Below are 23277 nucleotides of genomic sequence, written 5' to 3' on the forward strand. Positions count from 1 at the left end.
CGCCCGCGTCAGACCGCCCGGGCGCCGACCAGGGCGAGTTGCTCGCTCACGTGCTGGCGCAGCGCCTCGTGCGTCATGTCGACGAAGGTCTTGGTCCGGGCCGACAGCATCTTGCGGGACGGGTAGAGCAGGCCGAGCGTCACGCTGGTCGGCGGGGTGTGCTCCAGGACCTGCACGAGCCGGCCCTCGGCGAGGTGCGCCGCGACCTCGAACAGCGGCTTCAGGACGATGCCCTCGCCCGCGAGCGCCCAGGCGGTGAGCGTGTCGCCGTCGTCGGCATCGATATGCCCCGCGACCGGCAGGGTCACAGTCTCCTGCCCGTCCACCAGGGTCCACCGGAACTGCTCGGAGCCGGGATAGCGCAGCAGCAGGCACTCGTGCTGCAGCAGATCCGCCGGCTCGGCGGGTGCGGGGTGCTCGGCCAGGTAGGCCGGCGCCGCGCACAGCACCCGGTCGATCTCCGCGACCTTGCGCAGGGTGAAGGTGGAGTCGCGCATCTGCGACAGGCGGATCGCGACGTCGACCGCCTCCTGGACGAGGTCGAGGAGGTGCTCCGACAGGCGCAGGCGGAGATCGGTCTCGCCGTGGCGGGCGCGGAAGCGCGGCACGAGCGGCGCGACGACCCGGCGGCCCAGACCGAGCGGCGCCGTCACCTTCAGCACCCCGCGGGGCACCGCGCCCGCGATCTCGACGCTCTTCTCCGCCTGCTCCACCGCCGCGGTGATGTCGAGGCAGCGGTCGTAGAAGATCCGGCCGGCCTCCGTGAGGCTCATGCGCCGCGTCGTGCGGGTCAGCAGCAGGCAGCCGAGATGCTCCTCCAGGGTCTGTATCCGGTAGCTCACAACCGACGGTGACAACCGGAGCGAGCGGCCGGCCGCCGAGAAGCTCCCCGTCTCCGCCGAGCGTAAGAAGATGCGGATGCTCTCAAGGGACATCATGCGTCGAGATCTTCAGACGCATCCGGAAGCTGTCAACGAAATTTCCCGGGCGCGTTCGGACACTGCGCCGGTCGTCTCCCGGCCGCGAGGGCTGCGGCGGCTCGGCAAGGGGCCCGACCGCGCCGTCCCTCAGAACACGTGGAAGGCGACCCCGGCGAGGAAGCTCTTCTCCTCGGTGCCCTTGAAGGTCGCGGTCTCGACGTTCCCGAACTTGTTGTGCCAGTACTGGAAGCCGACGAAGACATCGACCCGGTTGGGCCGATCGTAGACGAGCTTGCCGAGGTCGAGTACGAGATTGGTGCGCGACAGGACTTCGAGCCCGCGGGGCGGGTTGAAGGCGAAGGCGGCCGGGTTGCGGACGCCGCGCCCCTTCGGCAGCACGATGTTGTTGAAGCCGACGAGGCTGAGCGGCAGCCCCGTGAAGGTCAGGGGAAAGCTGTAGACCAGTTCGAATTCCGGAACTGTGTCGAAGCTCTGGTCGCGGTCCGGCTGGAGATTGAACCCGTTCCGGTTCCATTCCTTGTAGGCTTGCACGGAGAGGTTGAGAAAGCCCGCCGGCACGTCGAAGGCGAAGTTCAGGCCGCCGACGATGTCGCGCTTCTTCGAGCCGAAGGCGTCGTTCTGGGCGTTGGCGTCGAAGCCGAAGGCGAGGGACACCTCCTTGACGAGGCCGGGAACGGTGAAGGCCTTCGTGCCCGTGAGCGCGTTGAGGCTCAGCGTGCCGCGGTACAGCCCGTAGGCTTCGGTGTTGCCGTAATCGGCGAAGAACGGGGCGGCGACGGAGCCCGGCGCGTTGGTGGTGCCGGCCGGGAACTGGGATCCGGACTTGAGGATGTCGAGGGAGAAGAAGTTCGTCCCATAGGCCCAGGCATCGGCGTGGGAGATGTTCAGGATCTGCTTGGGCGCCTCGCGGGAGACGAAGCTGCCGTCGGGGCGCTGGATCTGGACGCCCGGCGAGACGGTGGGGAACTGGTAGCGGTAGCTGATCTGGGTGTCGGCGAAGAGGAAGAACGGGCCGTCCTCCACCACCGTCGTGGCCTCGGGCGCCACCGGCGCCGAGGAGGCCGTCCCGAGGTCCTGCGCCCCCGCCGCGCACGTCATCCCGAGCGGCAGCAGCGCGGCCGCGATCCGACAAGCCATGGTCATGTCCACCCCCTCCTCCCGGCCGCCTTCAGTTCGAAGCGTCGGCCCGCAAACCCGCGCGCTGGCGCGCGACCTCGTCCGGCGTGACCGCCCGCCCCTGCCCGCCCCATTCGGCCCGCATCCAGGTCGCGAGGTCGGCGAGCGCCGCGTCGTCGATCAGGGCGGCGAAGGGCGGCATGGCCTCCATGCGCTCGTTGCCCGGGAAGCGCTGCGCCGGGAGCCCAGCGAGGATCGCCCGCAGGAGGCCGCCCGCGCCCGCGACCCGCATCGCGGCGTTCGTCCGCAGCGGCACCGAGACGTGGGGGATCCCCTCCCCCGCCCCGCCGTGGCAGCCGGCGCAGAGGCCGGCGTAGCTGGCCCGTCCGCGGGCCGCGACCGCCGCGGGGATCGCCGCGGGGGTGGCGGCGACGGGCGTCTCGGGCTCGGCCGGCAGGGCGTCGCGGTCGAACAGGTAGGCGGAGAGCGCCGCGAGGTCGGCCTCGTCCATGTGCTGCGTCGAGAAATGCACGACGTCGAACATCTGGTGCGTCGCGCCGCCCTGGGCCGAGAGGCCCGTGCGCATGAACCCGACGAGCCCGTGCGGGGTGAAGCCCATCCGCGCGAGGCCCGCCGGCGTGATGTCGGGCGCCTCGACGCCCTCGATCGTGGCGCCGCGATAGACGGCGTCCGGGCGCATGGCCTGGATCACGGTGCGCGGCGTGTGGCACTCGCCGCAATGGCCGAGGGCGTCGGCGACGTAGCGGCCCCGGTTCCACAGGGGGGAGCGGCCCGGATCGGGCGCGGCGACCGTGGCCGGCAGGCTCAGGAGGTTCCAGGCCGCCAGGGTCCAGCGCTGGTCGAACGGGAAGGCGAGGGTGTTGGCCCTGTTCTCCACCGCGACCGGCGCGCGGGTCATCAGGTAGGCGTAGAGGGCGTCGACATCCTCCGGCGTCAGGCCGCGATACGACGTGTAGGGCATCGCCGGGTAGAGGTGGCGGCCGCCCGGCGCGATCCCGTCGCGCAGGGCCCGGTGGAAGTCGGCGCGGCTCCAGCCGCCGATGCCCTGCGGGCTCGGCGAGATGTTGGTGGCGTGGATCGTGCCGAAGGGCGTCTCCAGGGGCAGTCCCCCCGCCCAGGGCGCGCCGCCCCGGGCGGTGTGGCAGGCGAAGCAGTCGGCCGCGGCGGCGACCTCGGCGCCGCGGGGGGCGAGGCCGCGCAGGGCCTCAGCGCTCAGCGGGGTCTCGACGTCGCGGCCGACGACGCTGCGCTCCAGGGTGCCGGAGGCGACGAGGCCGGCCGCCGAGACGGCGACCGCGAGGGCCGCAGCGAGCCCGGCGCCGACGCGCCGGGCGGGGGTGGTGAGGGACGGGATCCGCACGGCGCGCCTCAGGCGGTCACCAGACCGGGGGTCGCCAGCACGAGGTCGCGCACCGCCTGATGGTAGCGGACGTAGCCGGTGCAGCGGCAGATGTGGCGGTCGAGCGCCTCGGTGACGACCCGCTCGACCTCGTCGCGGCGGATCGGCTCGCGCCGCAGGCGCTCGATCAGCACGCTCGCCCCGGTGACGAAGCCCGGCGTGCAGTAGCCGCACTGGAACGCGAAGTTCTTGATGAAGGCCTGCTGGACCGGCGAGAGCACGACGGTGCCGTCCGGCGCGGTGCGGGCATGGCCCTCGACGGTGCGGATGCTGCGCCCCTCGAACCAGTGGGCGCCGGTGATGCAGGCGCGCATCTCCCGCGGGCCGGCCGCCTCCTCCAGCATCACCGTGCAGGCGTGGCAGATGCCCTGCCCGCAGCCCATGCGGCTGCCGGTGAGGCCCAGCCACTCGTGCAGGACGTCGAGCAGGCTCGTGCCGACGGGGACGGGGATCGGACCGACCGCCGCGCCGTTCACGCGGAGCGAGAGGTCCTTGATCTCGATGGCGGCGCTCATGCCAGTGCCTCGCGGATGCGCTCGGGCCGGATGGGGAGTTCGTGGAAGCGGTGGCCGATCGCGTGCGCGACGGCGTTGGCCAGCGCCGGGACGACGGCGATCATCACGACCTCGGCGATGCCCTTGGGCGGGTCGGTCTCGGAGAGCGGCGGCAGGATCTCCACCGTCTGGTTCCACGGGGCCACGTCGCTGGCGCGGGGGAGCTCGTAGCGGTTCCAGTTCCACGTGCCGTCGCCGGGGCCGTCCTCGTAGAGGGGCAGCACCTCCTTGAGGGCGTGGCCGATCCCCATGGCGAGGCCGCCCTGCACCTGGCCGGAGACCAGCGCGGGCACGATCTGGCGGCCGCACTCGAGGATCGAGTGGTGGGACAGGATCGTCACGTCGCCGCTGGCGGTGTCGACCGCGACCTCCGCCAGGGTGGCCATCGGCGCGTAGTAGGTCGTGCCGACATTGTTGCGCTGGGTCGGCGGGTAGAAGACCGCCGCCCGGGGCACGAAGTGCCAGCCCGCATCCGCCATCAGGGCGCGGCGCTCGGGCGGGGCCCCGGCGCCGTAGCGCACCGATAGGGCGTCGATCGGCAGGCGCGTCCGGCCCGTTCCGGGCAGGTCGAACTCGGCCTCGGCCCATTGCCAGCGGTTGAAGGTGTGGAGGGTCACGCCGACCGGCAGCCCGAGCCGGTGCGCCTCGGCGGCCACCTCCTCCAGCGACAGCGGCGGGAGGCCGCCGCCCAGCACTTGCCCGTCCACCAGCCGCAGGTCCTCGCGGGCGACCACGTGGTAGGAGGTCAGCGCCCCGCCGCCGCCGCCCCGCGCCCAGAGTGCGCGGGCGGCGGGCCAGACGGCGTGGTCGACGAGGAACCGCGCGGCCGTCCGGGTGGCGTGGCCGAGGTAGTAGGCCGAGTTGGTCGCACTCATCGGCGAGGTGAAGCGCGGCGTCCAGCGGGGGTTCTGCGCCCGGCGGTCCTCCTCCTCCTGGGACGTCGTGTAGGGCTGGTCGGAGGTCTCGAGGGGCATCTCGGGCCAGCGCACCATGCCGAACGCGGTCTCGCCGGGGACCCGGCCGAGGATCTCGGCCACCATGACCGCCTGCGAGGTGGTGACGCCCGGGCCCATCTCGTGGGCGACGTGGCGCAGGCTCAGGCGGCCCCGCGGGTCGAGCTCCAGCGAGGCGACCGCCGCCTCGGCGCCCGTGCCGTAATCCTTGTGCACCTGCGCGAAGCCGACGCCGTAGCGGCGGCCGGGATGGGCGGCCTCGTAGGCGGCCTTGCGCGCCGCCCGGTCCCGCCAGAGGGGGTGCGCGGCGGCCTTCGTCAGGATCTCCGCGTTGCGCAGCGCCCCGGCCGGGACCGCGCCCTGGCTGTTGCGCTGGCCGGAGCGGAGCACGTTGCGCAGGCGCAGGTCGATCGCGTCGATGTCCAGGAGCGCCGCCGCCTCGTCGACCATCATCTCGGTGGCCGACATGGTCTGGAGCGTGCCGAAGCCCCGGGTCGATCCGGCCTCCACGGCCCGCGAGGCCAGGGCGATCGCCTGGAAGTCGCTCTTCGGCAGGTAGTAGATCGACTGCGCCGCGGTGGCGCCGACGAAGGAGACCGCGACGGAGTAGTTGGGGCGCCCGCCGCCGTCGCAGGCGAAGCGCCCGGTCATGGCCCGGAACCGGCCGCTGGCCCGATCCACCAGCAGGACGGTGTCCATGCGGAAGGCGTGGCGCTTCAGCCCGTTCTGGAACTGCTCGAACCGGTCGTTGGCGAGGCGCACCGGCCGGCCGCCCGCGTAGAGGGCGGCCACGACGCAGAGGAACGGGAAGATGTGGTGGTCCTTCGTCCCGTACCCGACCGTGTAGCCGACCTTGAGATCGACCTCCCTGAGCGGGAACCGGGACTTCGAGACCAGCGCGGCGGCGGCCTCGGCGACGTCGTAGGGCGACTGCGTCGCCATCATCAGGCGCAGCGTGCCGGTGGCCGGATCGTACCAGACGTTGCCGTTGTCGGCCTCCATGGCCGAGGCGTCCGTCGACTGCGACCGGTAGGTCCGCCGCATCACCAGGGCGTCCGCGCCGGCGCCGTCGATCTCGGCGGCGATGGCGGCCGCCGCCGCCATACCCCTGGCGAAGGGGCCGTCGTCGCCGGCTTCCGGCCAGGCGGGCTCGTCGCCGGAGAAGCCGGCGAAGATCGGGGACTGCTCGAACGGCGAGAACCGGTCGGGCGCGTCCGGCGCGTCGCCCTCGATCCGCACCCAGCGCGAGGCGCCGTAATGGGCTGGCGGCCTGGGACCGGTCTCCGCGCCGTACCGCACGACGTCGTCGGCGAAGCGCAGGGCGCGCTTGGCCGCGGCGAAGCGCGGGAAGTCGTCGTAGATCAGGATCGCCACCGGCTGCCCCAGCAGCCGCGGCGTCTCGCCCTGGGGCACGAGGAACCAGTCGCCGAAGAAGTCGGCGTGCGGGACCGAGACCCCGTCCGCCACCAGGTCATCGTGCCGGACGATCCGGTCCGGCTGCAGGGAGGCCGGGAGCCGCGACAGGTCGAGGCCGGTGAAGCGGCGGTCGGCGCGGGTCGCGGCGACGAGGAAGGCGTGGGCTTGGCCGTCGGGCCAGCCGGCGAGGTCGCGGGCCCGGTAGTCGCGGGAGAAGGTCTTGGCGCCCGTGACCTTGGCGACGGCGTCGAGGCGGTAGCGGGGCCGACCCGGCGCGGTCCACGGGGAGCCGGCGGACAGGCCGGTCTCGGCGAGCTGCGCCCGGGCCGGGGGCGCCAGGAAGGAGACCTTCACGGCGACGCTCGCCGCCGCGCCGGCCTTCAGGAAGTGGCGCCGCGAGAGCGCCCCGATGGTCTCGGTCGACATGACGTCTCCCCTTCAGGCCCGGTCCAGGACGGCCGCGTGCGCGAAGTCGGGCTCCGCGTCGGCGGCGCGGTGCTCGGCCCCGGCACCGAGACGGTCCGAGTTCAGCAGCAGGTTCAGGACGATCGCGCCGATGGCGCCGAGGGTGATCCCGCTGTGCAGGATCGGCCCGGCCCAGTCCGGCGCCGTGGCGGCGAAGAGCTTCGGCGCCGCCATCGGGATGAGGCTCAGGCCGATGCTGACCGCGACGACGATCTGGTTGCGGCGGTCCCCGAGATCGGCGCCGCTCACGATCTTGAGCCCCGCCGCCGCGACCATGCCGAAGATGACGATGCCGGCGCCGCCGAGCACGGCCGGCGGGATCGACGCCACCGCGAAGGCGACCTTGGGCAGGAGGCTGACGCCCAGGATGATGAAGCCCGCCGCGACCGTGACGTAGCGGCTGCGCACCCGCGTCATGTTCACGAGGCCGACGTTCTGCGAGAACGAGGTGTGCGGGAAGGTGTTGAGGCAGCCCGCGATCAGCGTCGAGAGCGAGTCGGCCATCAGGCCGCGGGTCAGGGTCCGCTTGTCCACCGGGCGCCCGACGATGTCGCCCACCGCCAGGAACATGCCGGTCGACTCGACCAGCGTGACCATCATGACGATGCACATCGCCGCAACGGCCGTGAGGTGGAAGGTGGGCCAGCCGAAGTGGAACGGCGTGACGAGGGCGAGCAGCGGGCGCTCGGCCAGCCCGTCGAGGCGGAACAGGCCGAGCGGCCAGGCGAGGCACAGGCCCGCGACGAGGCCGATCAGCACGGCGACGTTGGCGGCGAAGCCGGTGGCGAAGCGGCTGACCACCAGGATCACCGCCAGGACGAAGGCCGCGACGCCGAGATGGACCGGTGCGCCGAAATCGGGGGCGCCGAAGCCGCCGCCCGCCCAGTTGATCCCGACCGGCAGCAGCGTGACGCCGATGATCAGGATGACCGTGCCGGTCACCAGCGGCGGGAAGAAGCTCGCGAGCCTGGAGAAGAACGGCCGGAGCAGCAGCCCGAACACCCCCGCCCCGATGGTCGCGCCGAAGATGCCCGGCAGGCCGATGGTCGGGTCCTGCGCCATCGCCACCATCGGGCCGACCGCCGCGAAGCTGACGCCCATGATGACCGGCAGGCGGATGCCGAAGATCCCCAGGCCAAGGGACTGGATCAGGATCGCGATGCCCGTCACCAGCAGGTCGCAGTTGATGAGGTAGGCGACCGTCTCGGTCGGCAGGTTCATCGCCGCGCCGAGGATGAGCGGCGGCGCCACCGCCCCCGCGCTCATCACGAGCACGTGCTGCATGCCGTAGGCGAGGAGCTTGGGAAGCGGCGGGATCGCGTCGACCGCGTCCACCTCGCGCGTTGTCCTGTCGTGAGACGTCATGGGCGTGTCCTCCGCCAGCCGGGACCTGTCGAGGCGTCGTCCCGCGATGGTGTCGTCAGGGACCCGGCAGCGGTGGCCGGACCTCTTCCGGGTCCGGGCCGCCAGGAGCGGGTGTGGGGCCAGTCGCAGGGCGGGCCGTGGCGGCACGCCCGGGGGCGGGGGAGCGGGCTCTCGGCGGCCGCTCCGGGGTCATGCGCTGCCGACTTGGCTGGCTCTCAAACCTTGCATGGCTGGCCGCGAATGCCATGCCGGGATTTCGGAAGCAGTTTGCGAAAAATCGCCAAGGTGGCCGGTGGCTGCTGCCGTATGCTGCGGCCCGCTGACGGCCCCGAGACGGTGCGCCCGGCACGGCGTTCCTGCCGCCAGAGGGCGGCATCTGGCCGTGGGGAGGCGGCGCGGCCCATCCGGCGCGGCCTCCAGGGTGCACCCGGAGAGACGCGATGACCTCCCTGCTGCTGACGAACGCCGATATCCTGGTGACGATGGATGCGCAGCGCCGGGAGATCCCCGGCGGCGCGGTCTACGTGGAGGACAACCGCATCGTCGCCGTCGGCCCCGCCGCCGAGGTGCCGCAGCGGGCCGATACCGTCCTCGACATGCGCGGCCACGCGGTGCTGCCGGGCCTCGTGAACACCCACCACCACATGTACCAGACGCTCACCCGCGCGGTGCCGGCCGCGCAGGACGCCGAGCTGTTCGGCTGGCTGAAGGCGCTCTACCCGATCTGGGCCCGGCTCACGCCGGAGATGGTCCGCGCCTCGACGCAGACCGCGATGGCGGAGCTGATCCTCTCGGGCTGCACCACGTCGAGCGACCACCTCTACATCTACCCGAACGGCTGCCGGCTCGACGATTCCATCGAGGGCGCCGAGGAGATCGGCATGCGCTTCCACGCCGCCCGCGGCGCGATGAGCGTCGGGGAGAGCGCGGGCGGTCTGCCGCCGGACTCGGTGGTCGAGGACGAGGCGGCGATCCTCGCCGACACGCGCCGTCTGATCGAGCGCTGGCACGATCCGGAGCGCTTCGCCATGCGCCGGATCGTGGTGGCGCCCTGCTCACCGTTCTCGGTGAGCCGCGGCCTGATGCGCGACGCCGCCGAACTGGCCCGGCACTACGGCGTCTCGCTCCACACCCACCTCGCTGAGAACGACGACGACGTCCGCTACAGCCTGGAAAAATTCGGAATGACGCCGGCGGCGTACGCCGCCGACCTGGGCTGGACGGGCCCCGACGTGTGGCACGCCCACTGCGTCAAGCTCGACCGCGCCGGCATCGCGCTGTTCGGCCGGACCGGGACCGGGGTGGCGCACTGCCCGTGCTCCAACATGCGCCTGGCCTCGGGCATCGCGCCCATCCGGCAAATGCGGTGCGAGGGCGTTCCGGTCGGGCTCGGCGTCGACGGCTCGGCCTCCAACGACGGGTCGCACATGCTGGGCGAGGCGAGGCAGGCCATGCTGCTCGCCCGCGTCGGCTCCGGACCGGCGGCCATGACGGCTCGCGAGGCGCTGGAGATCGCGACGCTCGGCGGCGCGAAGGTGCTGAACCGGGACGATATCGGCGCGCTGGCCCCCGGCATGGCGGCCGACATCGTCGCCTTCGACCTGCGGGGTCTCGGCATGGCGGGGGCGCTGCACGACCCCGTCGCCGCCCTCACCTTCTGCGCGCCGCAGACGGTAGCCTGGAGCGTCATCAACGGGAAGATCGTGGTCCGCGAGGGCCGCCTGACCACCCTCGACACGAAGGCGCTGGCCGCCCGCCACAACGCCCTCGCGGCGGCCCTGGTGCGAGACGAGGCGTAGGCCGCGCCCCTCCCCCGCACAGGGACTCGCGGATCCAGACATCGGGTTCGGCAGCGCGACTTAACGATCGGGCGCGGGTCCCCACTAGCGCACGGGGGGGCGTCGCGCTCCCGCATCAGCGTCGCGATCCGCTGGAGATATGATCATCGCCATCCGCAGAGCGGAGACAGAACCGGGCCCCTCACCCGTGGGCGGCGCCCGTCGAGCCGGTCAGAAACCCACCTCGGTCGCCAGCCCCTTCGCCAGAGCACGGTCGACGGCCACCGCGGCGACCGCGAGGTCCTGCAGTCCGACCCCGGTTCCGTCGAAGACCGTGATCTCGGCGTCCGACACGCGGCCCGGATGATCGCCGTTGATCACCGCGCCGATCTCCACGATGGAATCCGCGGCGAGGAGCCCCCGCGCGACGGCGTGCTGCGCCTCGCCGAGGCTGACCGACTGCGCGACCTCGTCGGTGAACACCGTCGCGGCGGCGAGCAGTTCGGCCTCCACCTCCTGCTTGCCGCGCGTGTCCGTCCCCATGCAGGCGACGTGCGTGCCCGGCCGGACCTGCGCGGCCTTCAGGATCGGCGCGAAGGAGGACGTGATCGTCACGACGACGTCGGCCTCGGCGCCGAGGCGGTCGAGGTCCACCACCTCGAACGGCACGCCGCGCTCCCGCGCCACCGCCTCCATCCGGCCGAACATGCCGGGATGCAGGTTCCACGCGAGGACCCGCTCGAACGGCCGCTGCACCAGCGCCGCGCGCAGCTGGAACGCCGACTGGTGGCCCGCGCCGATCATGCCGAGCACGCGCGCGCCCTCGCGAGCGAGGTGCCGGATGGAGATGGCGCAGGCCGCGGCGGTGCGGAGCGCCGTGAGGAGGTTGCCCCCCACCACGGCCCGGCAGCGCCCGGTATCGGCGTCGAACAGGAACACCGTCGACTGGTGGTTGGTCAGGCCCTTCGCGGCGTTGCCGGGCCAGAAGCCGCCGGCCTTGAGCCCGAGCGCGAGGCTGTCCCGGTCGAAGCCGGACTTGAAGCCGTAGAGCGCGTCGGCGTGGCCGATGGCTTCCCGGACGACCGGGAAGTTCCCGGCCCGCCGCCGCGCCATGGAGGCGAAGACCTGCTCGACGGCGCCGAAGCACTCCGCCTCGGTCAGCAGCCCGTCGATCGCGTGCTCGGGAACGATGATCATCGCGGATGTCTCCTCGGTTCGTGAGCCGTCGTATCGCCTCCGTCATCGCGGGCGGAGCCAGGCGCCCCAGGGCAGCGGGCCCTTTTCAGGCGCGGCGCGTCCCCGGATCGCCGCGCTGCGCCCGCAGCGACGGAGTGTGTGCAGCGCGAGTCAGTAGGCCTTGCCGCGGGCCGAGACCGGCCAGAGCGTCTCGACCCGGCCGTTGCGCACGCCGACGTACCAGTCGTGGACGTTGCAGGTCGGATCGCAGTGGCCGGGGACGAGGCGCAGACGGTCGTTGACCTTCAGCCTGCCTTCGGGATCCTCGATCACCCCGTGCTCGTCCGAGCACTTGATGTACGTCACGTCGTCGCGGCCGAAGACGAAGGGCAGGCCGGAATCGACCGACTGGACCTTCAGGCCCGCGTCGCAGATCGCCTTGTCGGCCTTGGCGTGGCTCATCACGCTGGTGAGGATGAACAGGGCGTTCTGCCACTCGCCCGCGTCGATGCGGTTGCCGTCCCGGTCGCGGATGCGCCCGTAATCGGCGTCCATGAACGCGTAGCTGCCGCATTGCAGCTCGTTGTAGACGCCGGATCCGGCCTCGAAATAGTAGCTGCCGGTGCCGCCGCCGCTGACGAGTTCCGGCTCGAGTCCCACCCGGTTCAGCGCCGCGACGGCGTCGCGCACCTGGGCGATGGCCGCGTCGAGCTTGGCGCGCCGTTCCTCGTAGCCGTCGATGTGCTGCATGGCGCCCTGGTAGGCCTGGAGCCCCGCGAAGCGCAGGTTCGGCGCGGCTTGGACGGCTTGGGCGATCGCCACCACCTCGGGCGTCGTCCGCACGCCGCAGCGGCCGGCGCCGCAATCGATCTCGACGAAGCAGTCGAGCTGCGTGCCGTGCCTCTGCGCCGCCGCCGAGAGTTCGGCGACGTTCGCCACGTCGTCGAGGCAGACGATGATGCGGGCGCCGTGGCGCGGCAGCCGCGCCAGCCGATCGATCTTGCCCGGGTCGCGCACCTGGTTCGAGACGAGGATGTCGGTGATGCCCGCGCGGGCGAAGACCTCCGCCTCCGAGACCTTCTGGCAGCAGACGCCGCAGGCGCCGCCGAGGCTCTGCTGGAGCTTCAGGATGTCCACGGACTTGTGCATCTTGCCGTGGGCGCGGTGGCGCATCCCGTGCGCCCTGGCGTAGTCGCCCATCTTGCGGATGTTGCCTTCCAGCGCGTCGAGATCGAGGATCAGGCAGGGCGTCTGGATCTCGTCCTCGCGCATGCCGGGCAGCGCCGGGACGTCGAAGCCGACTTCGAGATCGGCCGTCCGGGCGTTCATGTGCCGGGCGTTCAGCTGCATTGTAAGCCTCCCATTATTGCCAGGGCAGCGCGTCGAGGTCGACGTTCCCGCCCGTGATGATCACGCCCACCCGCTTGTTCGCGAAGACGGGGCGGTTCTTGAGCACCGCCGCCAGGGCGACGGCGCTCGACGGCTCCGTGACGATCTTCAGCCGCTTCCAGATCAGCTGCATCGCCGCGACGATCTCGGCCTCGGAGACCGTGAGGATGTCGGCGACGTGGTGGCGGACGAAGTGCCACGTGAGGTCCTTCAGCGGCACCTTCAGCCCGTCGGCGACCGTCACCGGCGCGTCGTCCGCGATGATCCGCCCGGCCTTCAGGCTGCGATGGGCGTCGTCCGCCTGCTCGGGCTCGGCCGCGTAGACGGCGATGTGCGGGGCGAGCCCGGCCAGGGTCAGGCAGGTGCCCGACACCATGCCGCCGCCGCCGATCGGGGCGATCACCGCGTCGAGATCGGGGACCTGCGCGATCAGCTCGCGGGCGCAGGTCGCCTGCCCGGCGATGACCCGGGGATCGTTGTAGGGGTGCACGAACTCCGCGCCGGTCTCGGCGACGACCTCGGCGAAGACGGCCTCGCGGGAGGAGGTGGACGGCTCGCACTCCACCACCCGGCCGCCGTAGCCGCGCACGGCGTCCTTCTTCGCCTGGGGCGCGGTGCGCGGCATCACCACCGTGCAGGGGATGCCGCGCCGGCCCGCCGCGTAGGACAGGCAGGTGCCGTGGTTGCCCGACGAGTGGGTCGCCACGCCCCGGGCGGCCTGCGCGTCCGTGAGGCTGAAGACGGCGTTGGAGGCACCCCGCGCCTTGAAGGCGCCGGCCTTCTGCAGGTTCTCGCACTTGAAGAACAGCTGCGCGCAGGCCGCCTCGTCGAGGAGCCGCGAGGTCAGGACCGGTGTCTCGTGGATGTGCGGCCGGATGCGCGCGTGGGCAGCCAGAACGTCGTCGAGGGTGGGCGTGATCAGGGCGCTTTCCATGGCGCTCCCCCTCAGGCGGCCGCGCGCAGGCCGGCGGCCGGGGCGCGGCGGTACACCGCCTGCGCGGCCGCGACCCCCGATCCCAGCTCGATGCGCAGGCCGAGATCAGCCATCGCCATCTCGGCCGCGGCGATCCCCGACAGCGCCATCACGTCCGTCAGGCTGCCGAGATGGCCGATGCGGAAGACCTTCCCGGCCACTTCGCCGAGCCCCACCCCGAAGGCGACGTCGTAGTGGCGCGCCGCGTGGGTGACGATCCGCGTGGCGTCGAAGCCCTCCGGGGTGCGGATCGCGCTCACCGTGTCCGAGTAGAGGTCCGGGCGCGCGGCGCACAGCTCCAGGCCCCAGGCGGCGACGGCGGCGCGGATGCCGTCGGCGATGCGGCGGTGCCGGGCGAAGACGTTGTCGAGCCCCTCGGCCAGGAGCAGTTCCGTCGACAGCTTCAGGCCGTTCAGGAGGCCGACCGCCGGCGTGTAGGGGTAGGCGCCGTTCGGGTAGCCCTTCGCCATGTCGCGGACGTCGAAATAGGTCCGCGGCAGCGTGGCCGTCGCGGTGGCGGCCATGGCCCTCGGCGAGAAGGCCACGATGGCGAGGCCCGCGGGCAGCATGAAGCCCTTCTGCGAGCCGGTGACGGCGACATCGACGCCCCACTCATCCATGCGGAAATCCATGGAGGCGATCGAGCTGACGCCGTCGACCAGCAGCAGGGCCGGGTGGCCGCTGGCATCGAGGGCGCGCCGCACGGCGGCGACGTCCGAGCGGACGCCGGTCGCCGTCTCGTTGTGCGTGACGAGCACGGCCCGGATGCGGTGCGCCGTGTCGGCCGCGAGGGCCTCGGCGAAGCGGTCCGCCGGAAGACCCTCCCCCCAGGGGGCCTCGATCACCCGGACATCGAGGCCGTGGCGGCGGGTCATGTCGATCCAGCGATGGCTGAACATGCCGTGGCGGGCGGCCAGCACAGCGTCGCCGGCGCTGAGCGTGTTGGAGAGCGCGGTCTCCCACCCGCCGGTCGCCGTCGACGGGAAGACGAACACTTCGGCGTCCTGGCTCTTCAGCACCGTCTTCACGCCGGCGAGCGCCGGGTGGAGGATCTGCGCGAACAGCGGCGAGCGATGATCCAGCGTCGGCATGTCGGCCGCGCGACGAAGCACTTCCGGCATATTGGTCGGGCCGGGAATGAAGACGGGATTCTGTGCGAACATCGGCGGCGCTCTCCTCCAATACGCGGACGATAGCACCGCCCCCGCCACATTGATATTTTTTTGAAAAACTTTTTCATTAAAGCGTCGGCCGTGAAAACGCGCGTCGCGGCAGAGGCTTATCTTTTTCCGTTGAGAGAAAAAATTTTCCACTCTACGGAAGGCGGGGACCGGGAGGGGCGAGGACGCCATGGATACGGGAAACCGGCGGCGCGGGCGGCCGAAAGGGTTCGGCGGCGCCAAGCCCACGGCGACCATCCAGGCGCTCGACCGCGCCCTCGATGTCCTCGACGTTCTGGCGGGCGGCGACGGGCTGACGCTCTCCGAACTGGCCGGGAGGCTCGAGCAATCCGTCGCGACCATGCACCGGGTCCTCGCGACGCTCGAGCGCCGCGGACTCGTCGAGATCAGCGCCGACAAGCAGGAGTGGCACGTCGGTGCGGAGGCCTACCGGCTCGGATCGGCCTTCCTGCGCCGCCACAACGTCGTCGAGCGGAGCCGGTCGATGATGTGGACGCTGATGCAGGAGACCGGCGAGACCTCCAATCTCGGCGTCGAGAAGGACGGCAACGTCCTGTTCGTCAGCCAGGTGGAGACCCACGAGACGATCCGCGCCTTCTTCCCGCCGGGATCCCTGTCGCCGCTGCACGCGTCGGGCATCGGGAAGGCGCTGCTGAGCACCTACGCGCCGGCCCGGACCGAGCGCCTGTTCCGGGGGAGGACCTTCGCGCGCTTCACCGACAAGACCATCGGCTCGCTGGACCAGCTGCGCGACGACGTCGAGGCGACCCGCCGCCGGGGCTACGCGATCGACGACGAGGAGCGGAGCATCGGGATGCGCTGCGTCGCCGCCCCGATCCTCAACGTCCACGGCGAGGCCATCGCGGGGATCTCGGTGTCGGGGCCGACGCACCGGCTGTCCGACGAGAAGCTGCGCGCGATCGGCGAGCGGGTGCGGAGAGGCGCCGCCGCGGTCTCGCGCGCCCTCGGCGCGCCCGCCGCGACGACCGAGGCGCCGGACGAGCCCGGCCGGGACTGACCAGTGGGGCTCCGGCGCGGAGCGCCCTAGCGCTCGCGATGCGGGCGGCGCGGATCGGCGATTCCGACCGTCGGCGGGCGTTTGCCGCCGGCGTCGAGAATACCGGCGCGCCCGTCCGGCGCCGTGCGCGGATCCGCGACCGCCGCGCGGCCCTGGAGGCCCCCGGGAGCCGTGACGGCCGGGATGCCGGCGGGGGCCGTGAAGCTCTGCGCCAGGGCGGGCCCGGACAGGGCGGGCCCGGAGAGGCCGATCCCGATCAGGGCGCCGATCAGTCGACGAGAGGTCATGGCGGCGGTCCAGCTCAGATCTGTCGCCGGGATCAGCCCGGCCGCGTTCCTCGAGATGTGGGATCGGCCAACCCGCGGTCCAACACGCGGCCCGACCCGCCAGCCAGACACCCGTGCGCCCGCGCACGGCACCGAACAGCCCGGTGCCGCCCCCGGCCGCGCGACGCGCGTACAGGGCCCCGTAACCGGGGTGGACGAAATTCCGGAACGGGAAAGCCGAGCTTCGAGTTGAGGGGCCGCTGAATCGGGGGCCAACCGTGAGACCGTCTCTCCTCGCAACGCTCGGGCTGCTGCTCGTCGCCTGCCCGCACCCGTCCAGGGCGCAGGATGTCCGCGATCCTCAACGTGTCCAGAGCGTCCAGCAAGACGTGCAGGACGTCCGGGGCCTGCCCGCCGCCACCGTCGAGCCGGGCGAGCCCCGCCCGGGACCGCCCCCGCCGCTCCCGGACATCTCCGACCCGAACGGCCGGGCCGGCGAGGCCCTGAACGAGCCGGGCGAGCGCTCCGGCATCCCGAAGGCCCTGCGCTCCTCCGGGTCGAAGGCGGGCGGGCCGGCCAACGACCTCAACCCGAGCGGCCGGGCCGAGGCGCCGGCACCGCCGAAGGGCGACCTGGGCCGGGTCATCGCCGGCAAGGAGCTGTTCCACGGCAATTACTGCGGCACGGGGCAGCGCGGCGAGGGGCTGCCGCCGACCGACGCCCTCGATGCGGCGTGCATGCGCCACGACGCCTGCTACGACACGGCGGGATACCGCTCGTGCGCCTGCGACGCGGCGCTGAAGCGCGAGGCCTCCGCCATCTCGGACAGCCCGAACGCGGCGCTGGAGGTGCGGCGCCGGGCGCTGAGCGTGATCGAGGCCGCGACCGCGATGGCGTGCCGCGCGCCCTGAGAGCCGCGCGCGGCCGGCGGCCGTCGCCGGGGCCGCCGCGGCGCGCGAATCCGCCCCGGTGACGCCACCATGGGCTTGCATCCCGGCGCATGCCTGCTTTGACGGGCCGCTGTCGAAGTCCGGTCTCGCCCTTTGCCCCACCTCTCCTCATCGCAGGGTCCTGATGCGAGCGCGGCCCGCCGGGGGGCGGGCGCGGCGCGGTGGATCGCGCCCGCGATCCTGGCCGCCGGCCTGCTCGCGACCGGGGTCAGCACCGCCCTCACGTGGCAGGCGGCGGCGCTGCGCGAGCGCCTTACCTTCGAGCACGCCACCGAGATCGAGCTGCGCACCGTCGAGGACCAGTTCCGCACCTACACGGCCCTCCTGCGCGGCGCCGCCGGCCTGTTCGCCGCCGAGGACGACACCGTCACGCTGGCCCAGTTCCGGGCCTACGTGCAGCGGATCGAGCTGCAGCGCCTCTATCCCGGCTTCCTCGGCATCGGCTTCACGCCGACCCTGCCCGCCTCGGCGCGGGAGACCTTCGCCGCGCGCGCCGAGGCGCTGGGCGTCGAGAAGTTCCGGGTGCGGCCGCCCACCGACAACCCGATGATCAGCCCGGTCCTGTTCGCCGAGCCGCCGAACCCGCGCAACCTCGCCGCCATCGGCTACGACGTGATGTCCGACCCGGTGCGGCGCGACATGGTCGAGCGCGCCCGGGACACCGGCCGGCCGGCCGCCTCGGCGCGGATCCAGCTCGTGCAGGAGATCGACGCGAACAAGCAGGCGGGCTTCCTCGTGGCCATGCCGGTCTATGCCGGCGGCGCCGTGCCGCCCGACCTCGAAGACCGGCGCCGGCGCTTCCTGGGCTTCGTGTTCGGCGCCTTCCGGGCCGACGACCTGTTCAACAGCATCGTGGCGGCCGAGGCCGAGGAGGACGCGGCCTTCGCCATCTACGACGGCGCGCCGAGCGAGGCGAACCTGCTGCACCGGTCCGCGCGGGTCCCCGCCGCCGGGGCGGGGCGCCTGACCCGCGAGGCGCATCTCGAGCTCGGCGGCCGCACCTGGACCGTCGCGTTCGCGCAGCGCGTCTCGCCCCGGCGCGGCTCGGCGCTGCCGGAGATCTGGCTCGTCTGCGGCGGGGGCCTGTTCGCCACCGCGCTGCTGGCCCTCGCGGCCTACCGGCAGCGCCGCACGCAGGACGAGATCCGCCAGCTCAACGCGTCGCTGGAGGCCCGCGTCGAGGAGCGGACGCGCGATCTCCGGGCGGCGGCCGACCGTCTGCGGCAGGCCGGGGAGGAGCGGGCGCGCATGGAGGAGGCGCTGCGCCAGTCGCAGAAGATGGAGGCGGTGGGCCAGCTCACCGGCGGGCTGGCGCACGACTTCAACAACCTGCTGGCGGGCATCTCGGGCTCGCTGGAGCTCATCGAGGCCCGCATCGCCCAGGGCCGGTCGAAGGATGTCGGCAAGTACATCGCCGCCGCCCAGGGGGCCGCCCGGCGGGCCGCGGCCCTGACCCACCGCCTGCTCGCGTTCTCGCGCCGCCAGACGCTGGCGCCCAAGGCCATCGACGCCGACCGGCTCGTCCGCGGGATGCTCGACCTGATCCAGCGCACGGTCGGGCCGAGCGTCGAGGTGCGGCACGTCGGGGCGGACGGGCTCTGGACCGTCCTGGCGGACCCGTCCCAGCTGGAGAACGCGCTCCTGAACCTCTGCATCAACGCGCGGGACGCGATGCCGGAGGGCGGCCGGATCACCATCGAGACGGACAATTGCTGGATCGACCGGCAGCGGGCCGAGGCGCAGGACATGCCGGAGGGGCCGTACCTGTCGCTGTGCGTGTCAGATACCGGCACCGGCATGCCGCCGGCGGTCGTCGCCCGGGCGTTCGATCCGTTCTTCACCACCAAGCCGATGGGCGAGGGCACCGGCCTCGGCCTGTCGATGATCTACGGCTTCGCCAAGCAGTCGGGCGGACAGGTCCGGATCAACTCGACGGTCGGCCGGGGCACGAATGTGTGCATCTACCTGCCGCGGCATTTCGGCGAGGCGGACGCGGACGGGCCCGACCCGGGCAGAGGCCGGATGGCGCCGGCCGAGGCGGGCGAGACCGTGCTAATCGTGGACGACGAGCCGACGGTGCGCATGCTGGTGACGGACGTGCTGAGCGACCTCGGCTACACGGCGATCGAGGCGGCGGACGGCGCCGGCGGGCTCAGCGTGCTGCAGTCGGGCGCGCGGATCGACCTGCTCGTCACGGATGTCGGTCTGCCCGGCGGCATGAACGGGCGCCAGATGGCGGACGCCGCGCGCGTCGGCCGACCGGACCTGAAGGTGCTGTTCATCACCGGCTTCGCCGAGTCGGCGCTGCCGGGCGACGGGCGTCTCGAGTCCGGCATGGCTGTGCTGACCAAGCCGTTCGCCGTGGAGGCCCTGGCCGCCCGCATCCGCGAGATGATCGCGCGCGGAACCTGACCGGCCCTGGCGGCGGCCCGCGGGCGCTCCCGCCCTGCGCCGGATCGGCGCAGGGCGCCCTCCGGCGGCACGGCCGCGGCCATCGCCGCCCTGCCATTCGTTGAGATCGCGGCCCCGGAGGCCTATGCAGGGGCATCATGGAACTGCAAGCGACCGCCGACCGCCCCCTGGCGCCCCCCGTCCGCACGCCGTCGCCGCGCGGGCCTGCGGCGCCGTTCCTGCCGATGAGCCGCGCCGAGATGGCGGCCCTCGGGTGGGAGTCCTGCGACATCGTGCTGGTGACGGGTGACGCCTACGTGGACCACCCGAGCTTCGGCATGGCCATCATCGGCCGGCTGCTCGAGTCGCAGGGCTTCCGGGTCGGCATCATCGCGCAGCCCGACTGGCACTCGGCGGAGCCGTTCAAGGCGCTCGGCAAGCCGAACCTGTTCTTCGGCGTCACCGGCGGCAACCTCGATTCGATGGTGAACCGCTACACGGCGGACCGGCGGCTGCGCCACGACGACGCCTACACGGCCGGCGGCGAGGGCGGAAGGCGCCCGGACCGCTGCACCATCGTCTACACGCAGCGCTGCCGCGAGGCCTTCAAGGACGTGCCGGTCGTGCTCGGCGGCATCGAGGCGTCGCTGCGGCGCATCGCGCACTACGATTACTGGTCCGACAAGGTGCGCCGCTCGATCCTGGCAGACGCCAAGGCGGACCTGCTGATCTACGGCAACGCCGAGCGCGCCGTGGTCGAGGTGGCGAACCGCCTCGCGGCCGGCGAGGCGCCGCACCAGCTCGACGCGATCCGGGGCGTCGCCCTGTTCCGCCGCGTGCCTGCCCACTACACCGAGCTGCCCGCCGACGACCTCGACTCGACGGACGAGGCCGCGACCCGCCGGCCGGGCGAGACCGTGATCCGGCTGCCCGCCTACGAGCAGGTCAAGGACGACAAGGAGGCCTACGCCCGCGCCTCGCGCGTCCTGCACCGGGAGGCCAATCCCGGCAACGCGCGCCCCCTCGTCCAGCGCCACGGCGACCGCGATCTGTGGCTCAACCCGCCCCCGATCCCGCTGACCAGCGACGAGATGGACGCGGTCTACGACCTCCCCTATGCCCGCGCGCCCCACCCGTCCTACGGCGACGCGAAGATTCCCGCTTGGGACATGATCAAGTTCTCGGTGACGATCATGCGCGGCTGCTTCGGCGGCTGCACCTTCTGCTCGATCACCGAGCACGAGGGCCGCGTCATCCAGAACCGCTCGGAGGGCTCGATCCTGCGCGAGATCGAGCGGATCCGCGACAAGACCCCGGGCTTCACGGGCGTGATCTCGGATGTCGGCGGCCCGACCGCCAACATGTACCGGATGGCCTGCAAGGACCCGAAGATCGAGGCGGCGTGCCGGCTGCCCTCCTGCGTCTTCCCGGACGTCTGCCCGAACCTGAACACGTCGCACGACGACCTGATCCGGCTCTACCGCAAGGTCCGCGAGGTGAAGGGCGTCAAGAAGGTGATGGTCGCCTCGGGCGTGCGCTACGACCTCGCGGTCAAGAGCCCCGAATACATCAAGGAGCTCGTCACCCACCACGTCGGCGGCCGCCTGAAGATCGCGCCCGAGCACACCGAGCGCGGCCCCCTCGACAAGATGATGAAGCCGGGGATCGGCACCTACGACCGCTTCAAGGAGATGTTCGACGCCGCCGCCAAGGAGGCGGGGAAGAAGTACTACCTGATCCCGTACTTCATCGCGGCGCATCCGGGCACGACCGACGAGGACATGATGCACCTCGCGCTCTGGCTCAAGAAGAACAACTACCGCGCCGACCAGGTCCAGACGTTCCTGCCCTCGCCGATGGCGACCGCCACGGCGATGTACCACACCGAGATCAACCCCCTGCGGGGCGTGCGCCGCGGCAGCAGCGAGCCGGTCGAGGCGATCAAGGGGCTGCGCCAGCGACGGCTGCACAAGGCGTTCCTGCGCTACCACGACCCCGAGAACTGGCCGCTGCTGCGCGAGGCCCTGCGGGAGATGGGCCGCGCCGATCTCATCGGGCCGCGGCCGGACCAGCTCGTGCCGTTCTCGCAGCCGCCGGGAACCGGGGCCGGCGCGGGCCGCTCGGGCGGCCAGCCGCGACCCGTGTACCGTCCGGGCGGTCAGCGCTTCACCACGAAGGGCGTGCCGCTGCCCAAGTGACGGGTCCGGCGCGTCGGGTCATGGTGGGCGCCGAACCGGCCCCGACCCGCGCTGGCCGGCGCCCCTGAGCGCCGCCCGGTGCGATCCCGGGCTGGTCCGCCCGTTCGAGGAGGCCGTCGCGCCCGCGCGACGGGCGCCTCAGCCCGCCTTGGCCGGCAGGGTGAAGAGGTCGATGAAGGACCGCGCCAAGTCGATCGCCCCCGCGACCGCGAGCGTGCCGCCGGCGCCGTCCCGGTCCAGGGGCGCCTTGCCGTAGATCGTGCGGCGCAGCGCCAGCGTGTCGCCGGTGAAGGCGAGGTCGGGCGCCTCCGCGACGCCCCGGCGCACGCGGATCTCGCCGCCGGCCACCGTCGCGACGAAATCCTCGCCGGGGAAGTGGAACGCGACCGTCGCCGATAGCGCCGCCGCGCGCCCGCGATCGACCAGGGCCTGGAGCGACATCATGGCCGAGGCCGCCGACATGACTAGGCTCGGGTCGTGCCGCGGCGAGCGGGCGGCCCAGCGGCCCAGGTCGCGCATCAGGGGCGCGGCGTCGCGGCCCCAGTCGGTGAGATCGTAGACCTGCACGTTGGCCGGCGACGGCAGCCGGTAGCGCAGGACGATGCCCGCAGCCTTCAGGCTCTCGAGCCGCTGCGTCAGCACGTTCGCGCTGATCCCCGGCAGGTTCGCCCGGATCTCGCCGAAGCGGCGTGGGCCGTAGACCAGTTCGCGCATGATCAGCAGCGACCAGCGCTCGCCGATGAACTCCAGCGCGAGGGCCGTGCCGCAGGCGTCGTCGTAGACGCGTTCGCGCGGCCCGGACGCCGAAACAGTTACTTTTTCTGACTTCATGGTTGCTTTGTGTAACCGAGAGTGCGAGCCTGGGCAAAGCGGGGCCGGAGGGGGCGCCGCGGAGCGGCCGTAGCGCCGATTGTCACGGAGGAGCGCCCGATGCCACCCGCCGAGGGGACACCCATCTGGTTCGAGCTGAACGGAACCGACCCGGACGCCGCACAGGCCTTCTACGAGGCGGTCGCGGGCTGGCGCGTCGCGCCGTCGCCGATGCCCGAGCACGGCGGCTACCGGATCGCGGAGGCCGACGGGGTGCCCGTGGCCGGGATCCGCCGGTCGATGCCCGAGGCGCCCGGCCTTCCCGGCTGGGCGATCTACCTCGCGACGCGGGACGTCGACGCCGTGGCGGCCCGCGCGGTCGAACTCGGTGGCGCGGTCCCGTTCGGACCCGTCGACATCCCCCATGTCGGCCGCTTCGCCATGGTGAGCGACCCGCAGGGCGTGATCTTCGCCGTGATGGATCCGGCCAATCCCGGCGCGAGCCGGGCCTTCGGGCCGGTACCCCTCGGCACGGAGCGGACCCGCGGCCACGGCGTCTGGATCGAGCTCGCCACTCCCGATCCCGCGGCGGCCCTCGCCTTCTACGGCGCGCTCTTCGGCTGGGAGAAGCTCGGGGCCATGCCGATGGGCGACATGGGCGAGTACGCCTTCATCGGGCGGGGCGACCTGCGCCCCGGCGCGGTGATGTCGAGCGCGGCCACCGGCGCGCCAGCCCGGTGGAACTGGTACGTCCACGTGGCCGACATCGACGGCGCGCTCGCGACTGTCCGGGATCGGGGCGGCACGGTCCTCCAGGGGCCGGACCCGATCCCCGGAGGCAGCTACGCGGCCAACATCGCCGATCCCGCGGGCAACCGGCTCGGCCTCGCCGGCCCGCGGCCCGTGTCGTGAGGGAG

The 23277-nt window shown here is 72.7% G+C and carries 18 protein-coding genes; 6 read left to right on the forward strand and 12 right to left on the reverse strand.

Annotated elements, in window-relative coordinates:
* Positions 1–8: 8 nt before the first annotated feature.
* From ACTJK8_RS12590 to ACTJK8_RS12615, 6 genes are all read right to left on the reverse strand, one after another.
* Positions 9–938: a LysR family transcriptional regulator gene (locus tag ACTJK8_RS12590; RefSeq protein WP_182179814.1), complete on the reverse strand. Its 930-nt coding sequence runs from the start codon at positions 936–938 to the stop codon at positions 9–11.
* 129 nt (positions 939–1067) lie between these two features.
* Complete coding sequence (locus ACTJK8_RS12595; RefSeq protein ID WP_089231010.1) at positions 1068–2084, reverse strand: hypothetical protein; 1017 nt, start codon at positions 2082–2084, stop codon at positions 1068–1070.
* A gap of 25 nt (positions 2085–2109) precedes the next feature.
* Positions 2110–3438 (reverse strand): c-type cytochrome, encoded by a 1329-nt coding sequence (locus ACTJK8_RS12600; protein ID WP_440761986.1) that lies wholly within the window; start codon positions 3436–3438, stop codon positions 2110–2112.
* A gap of 8 nt (positions 3439–3446) precedes the next feature.
* A complete protein-coding gene (locus tag ACTJK8_RS12605; RefSeq protein WP_182179818.1) occupies positions 3447–3992 on the reverse strand; it encodes a (2Fe-2S)-binding protein in 546 nt (181 codons plus the stop codon).
* The gene (locus tag ACTJK8_RS12610; RefSeq protein WP_059408963.1) at positions 3989–6826 is read right to left on the reverse strand and encodes a xanthine dehydrogenase family protein molybdopterin-binding subunit; all 2838 of its coding nucleotides are present in this window, start codon (positions 6824–6826) and stop codon (positions 3989–3991) included. The genes ACTJK8_RS12605 and ACTJK8_RS12610 overlap by 4 nt, the downstream gene beginning before the upstream one ends.
* Before the next feature lie 12 nt (positions 6827–6838).
* Entirely contained in the window at positions 6839–8230 is a 1392-nt protein-coding gene (locus tag ACTJK8_RS12615; protein WP_440761987.1) for a nucleobase:cation symporter-2 family protein, read from the reverse strand.
* Between the two features lie 440 nt (positions 8231–8670).
* On the opposite strand from ACTJK8_RS12615, the gene ACTJK8_RS12620 reads away from it, so the two are divergent.
* Positions 8671–10029, forward strand: a complete 1359-nt coding sequence (locus ACTJK8_RS12620; RefSeq protein WP_440761988.1) for an 8-oxoguanine deaminase — start codon at positions 8671–8673, stop codon at positions 10027–10029.
* A 210-nt stretch (positions 10030–10239) separates the two neighbouring features.
* Here the strand turns inward: ACTJK8_RS12620 and bhcD are convergent, their stop codons facing one another.
* The 4 genes from bhcD to bhcA form a co-directional block, all read right to left on the reverse strand.
* Entirely contained in the window at positions 10240–11205 is a 966-nt protein-coding gene (gene bhcD / locus ACTJK8_RS12625) for an iminosuccinate reductase BhcD (protein WP_043074969.1), read from the reverse strand.
* Positions 11206–11355: 150 nt separating this feature from the next.
* Positions 11356–12513, reverse strand: coding sequence for a 3-hydroxy-D-aspartate aldolase BhcC (bhcC, locus tag ACTJK8_RS12630; RefSeq protein ID WP_029357833.1), 1158 nt, complete (start codon positions 12511–12513; stop codon positions 11356–11358).
* A 34-nt stretch (positions 12514–12547) separates the two neighbouring features.
* The gene (gene bhcB / locus ACTJK8_RS12635; RefSeq protein ID WP_029357832.1) at positions 12548–13507 is read right to left on the reverse strand and encodes a beta-hydroxyaspartate dehydratase BhcB; all 960 of its coding nucleotides are present in this window, start codon (positions 13505–13507) and stop codon (positions 12548–12550) included.
* A gap of 11 nt (positions 13508–13518) precedes the next feature.
* Positions 13519–14709: an L-aspartate--glyoxylate aminotransferase BhcA gene (bhcA, locus tag ACTJK8_RS12640; protein WP_029357831.1), complete on the reverse strand. Its 1191-nt coding sequence runs from the start codon at positions 14707–14709 to the stop codon at positions 13519–13521.
* 187 nt (positions 14710–14896) lie between these two features.
* On the opposite strand from bhcA, the gene bhcR reads away from it, so the two are divergent.
* Positions 14897–15745 carry an HTH-type transcriptional regulator BhcR gene (bhcR, locus tag ACTJK8_RS12645; RefSeq protein ID WP_012329921.1) on the forward strand — a complete coding sequence of 283 codons (849 nt, stop codon included), beginning with the start codon at positions 14897–14899 and terminating at the stop codon, positions 15743–15745.
* A 26-nt stretch (positions 15746–15771) separates the two neighbouring features.
* Here bhcR and ACTJK8_RS12650 read toward each other — a convergent pair whose 3' ends face one another.
* The gene (locus tag ACTJK8_RS12650) at positions 15772–16032 is read right to left on the reverse strand and encodes a hypothetical protein (protein ID WP_440761989.1); all 261 of its coding nucleotides are present in this window, start codon (positions 16030–16032) and stop codon (positions 15772–15774) included.
* Between the two features lie 257 nt (positions 16033–16289).
* Between ACTJK8_RS12650 and ACTJK8_RS12655 the strand changes: the two genes are divergently transcribed.
* The 3 genes from ACTJK8_RS12655 to ACTJK8_RS12665 all read left to right on the forward strand — a co-directional run bounded on the left by ACTJK8_RS12655 (position 16290) and on the right by ACTJK8_RS12665 (position 21550).
* Positions 16290–16922, forward strand: coding sequence for a hypothetical protein (locus ACTJK8_RS12655; RefSeq protein WP_440761990.1), 633 nt, complete (start codon positions 16290–16292; stop codon positions 16920–16922).
* Between the two features lie 132 nt (positions 16923–17054).
* Positions 17055–19373 carry a CHASE domain-containing protein gene (locus ACTJK8_RS12660; protein ID WP_440761991.1) on the forward strand — a complete coding sequence of 773 codons (2319 nt, stop codon included), beginning with the start codon at positions 17055–17057 and terminating at the stop codon, positions 19371–19373.
* Positions 19374–19510: 137 nt separating this feature from the next.
* Entirely contained in the window at positions 19511–21550 is a 2040-nt protein-coding gene (locus ACTJK8_RS12665) for a YgiQ family radical SAM protein (RefSeq protein WP_440761992.1), read from the forward strand.
* Between the two features lie 138 nt (positions 21551–21688).
* Here ACTJK8_RS12665 and ACTJK8_RS12670 read toward each other — a convergent pair whose 3' ends face one another.
* Positions 21689–22381: a winged helix-turn-helix transcriptional regulator gene (locus ACTJK8_RS12670; protein ID WP_440761993.1), complete on the reverse strand. Its 693-nt coding sequence runs from the start codon at positions 22379–22381 to the stop codon at positions 21689–21691.
* A gap of 99 nt (positions 22382–22480) precedes the next feature.
* On the opposite strand from ACTJK8_RS12670, the gene ACTJK8_RS12675 reads away from it, so the two are divergent.
* Positions 22481–23272, forward strand: coding sequence for a VOC family protein (locus ACTJK8_RS12675; RefSeq protein WP_287081733.1), 792 nt, complete (start codon positions 22481–22483; stop codon positions 23270–23272).
* The last annotated feature ends 5 nt before the right edge of the window (positions 23273–23277 follow it).

Source organism: Methylobacterium sp. 22177, assembly GCF_052045615.1.
In the GTDB taxonomy this organism is placed as follows: Bacteria; Pseudomonadota; Alphaproteobacteria; order Rhizobiales; family Beijerinckiaceae; genus Methylobacterium; species Methylobacterium radiotolerans.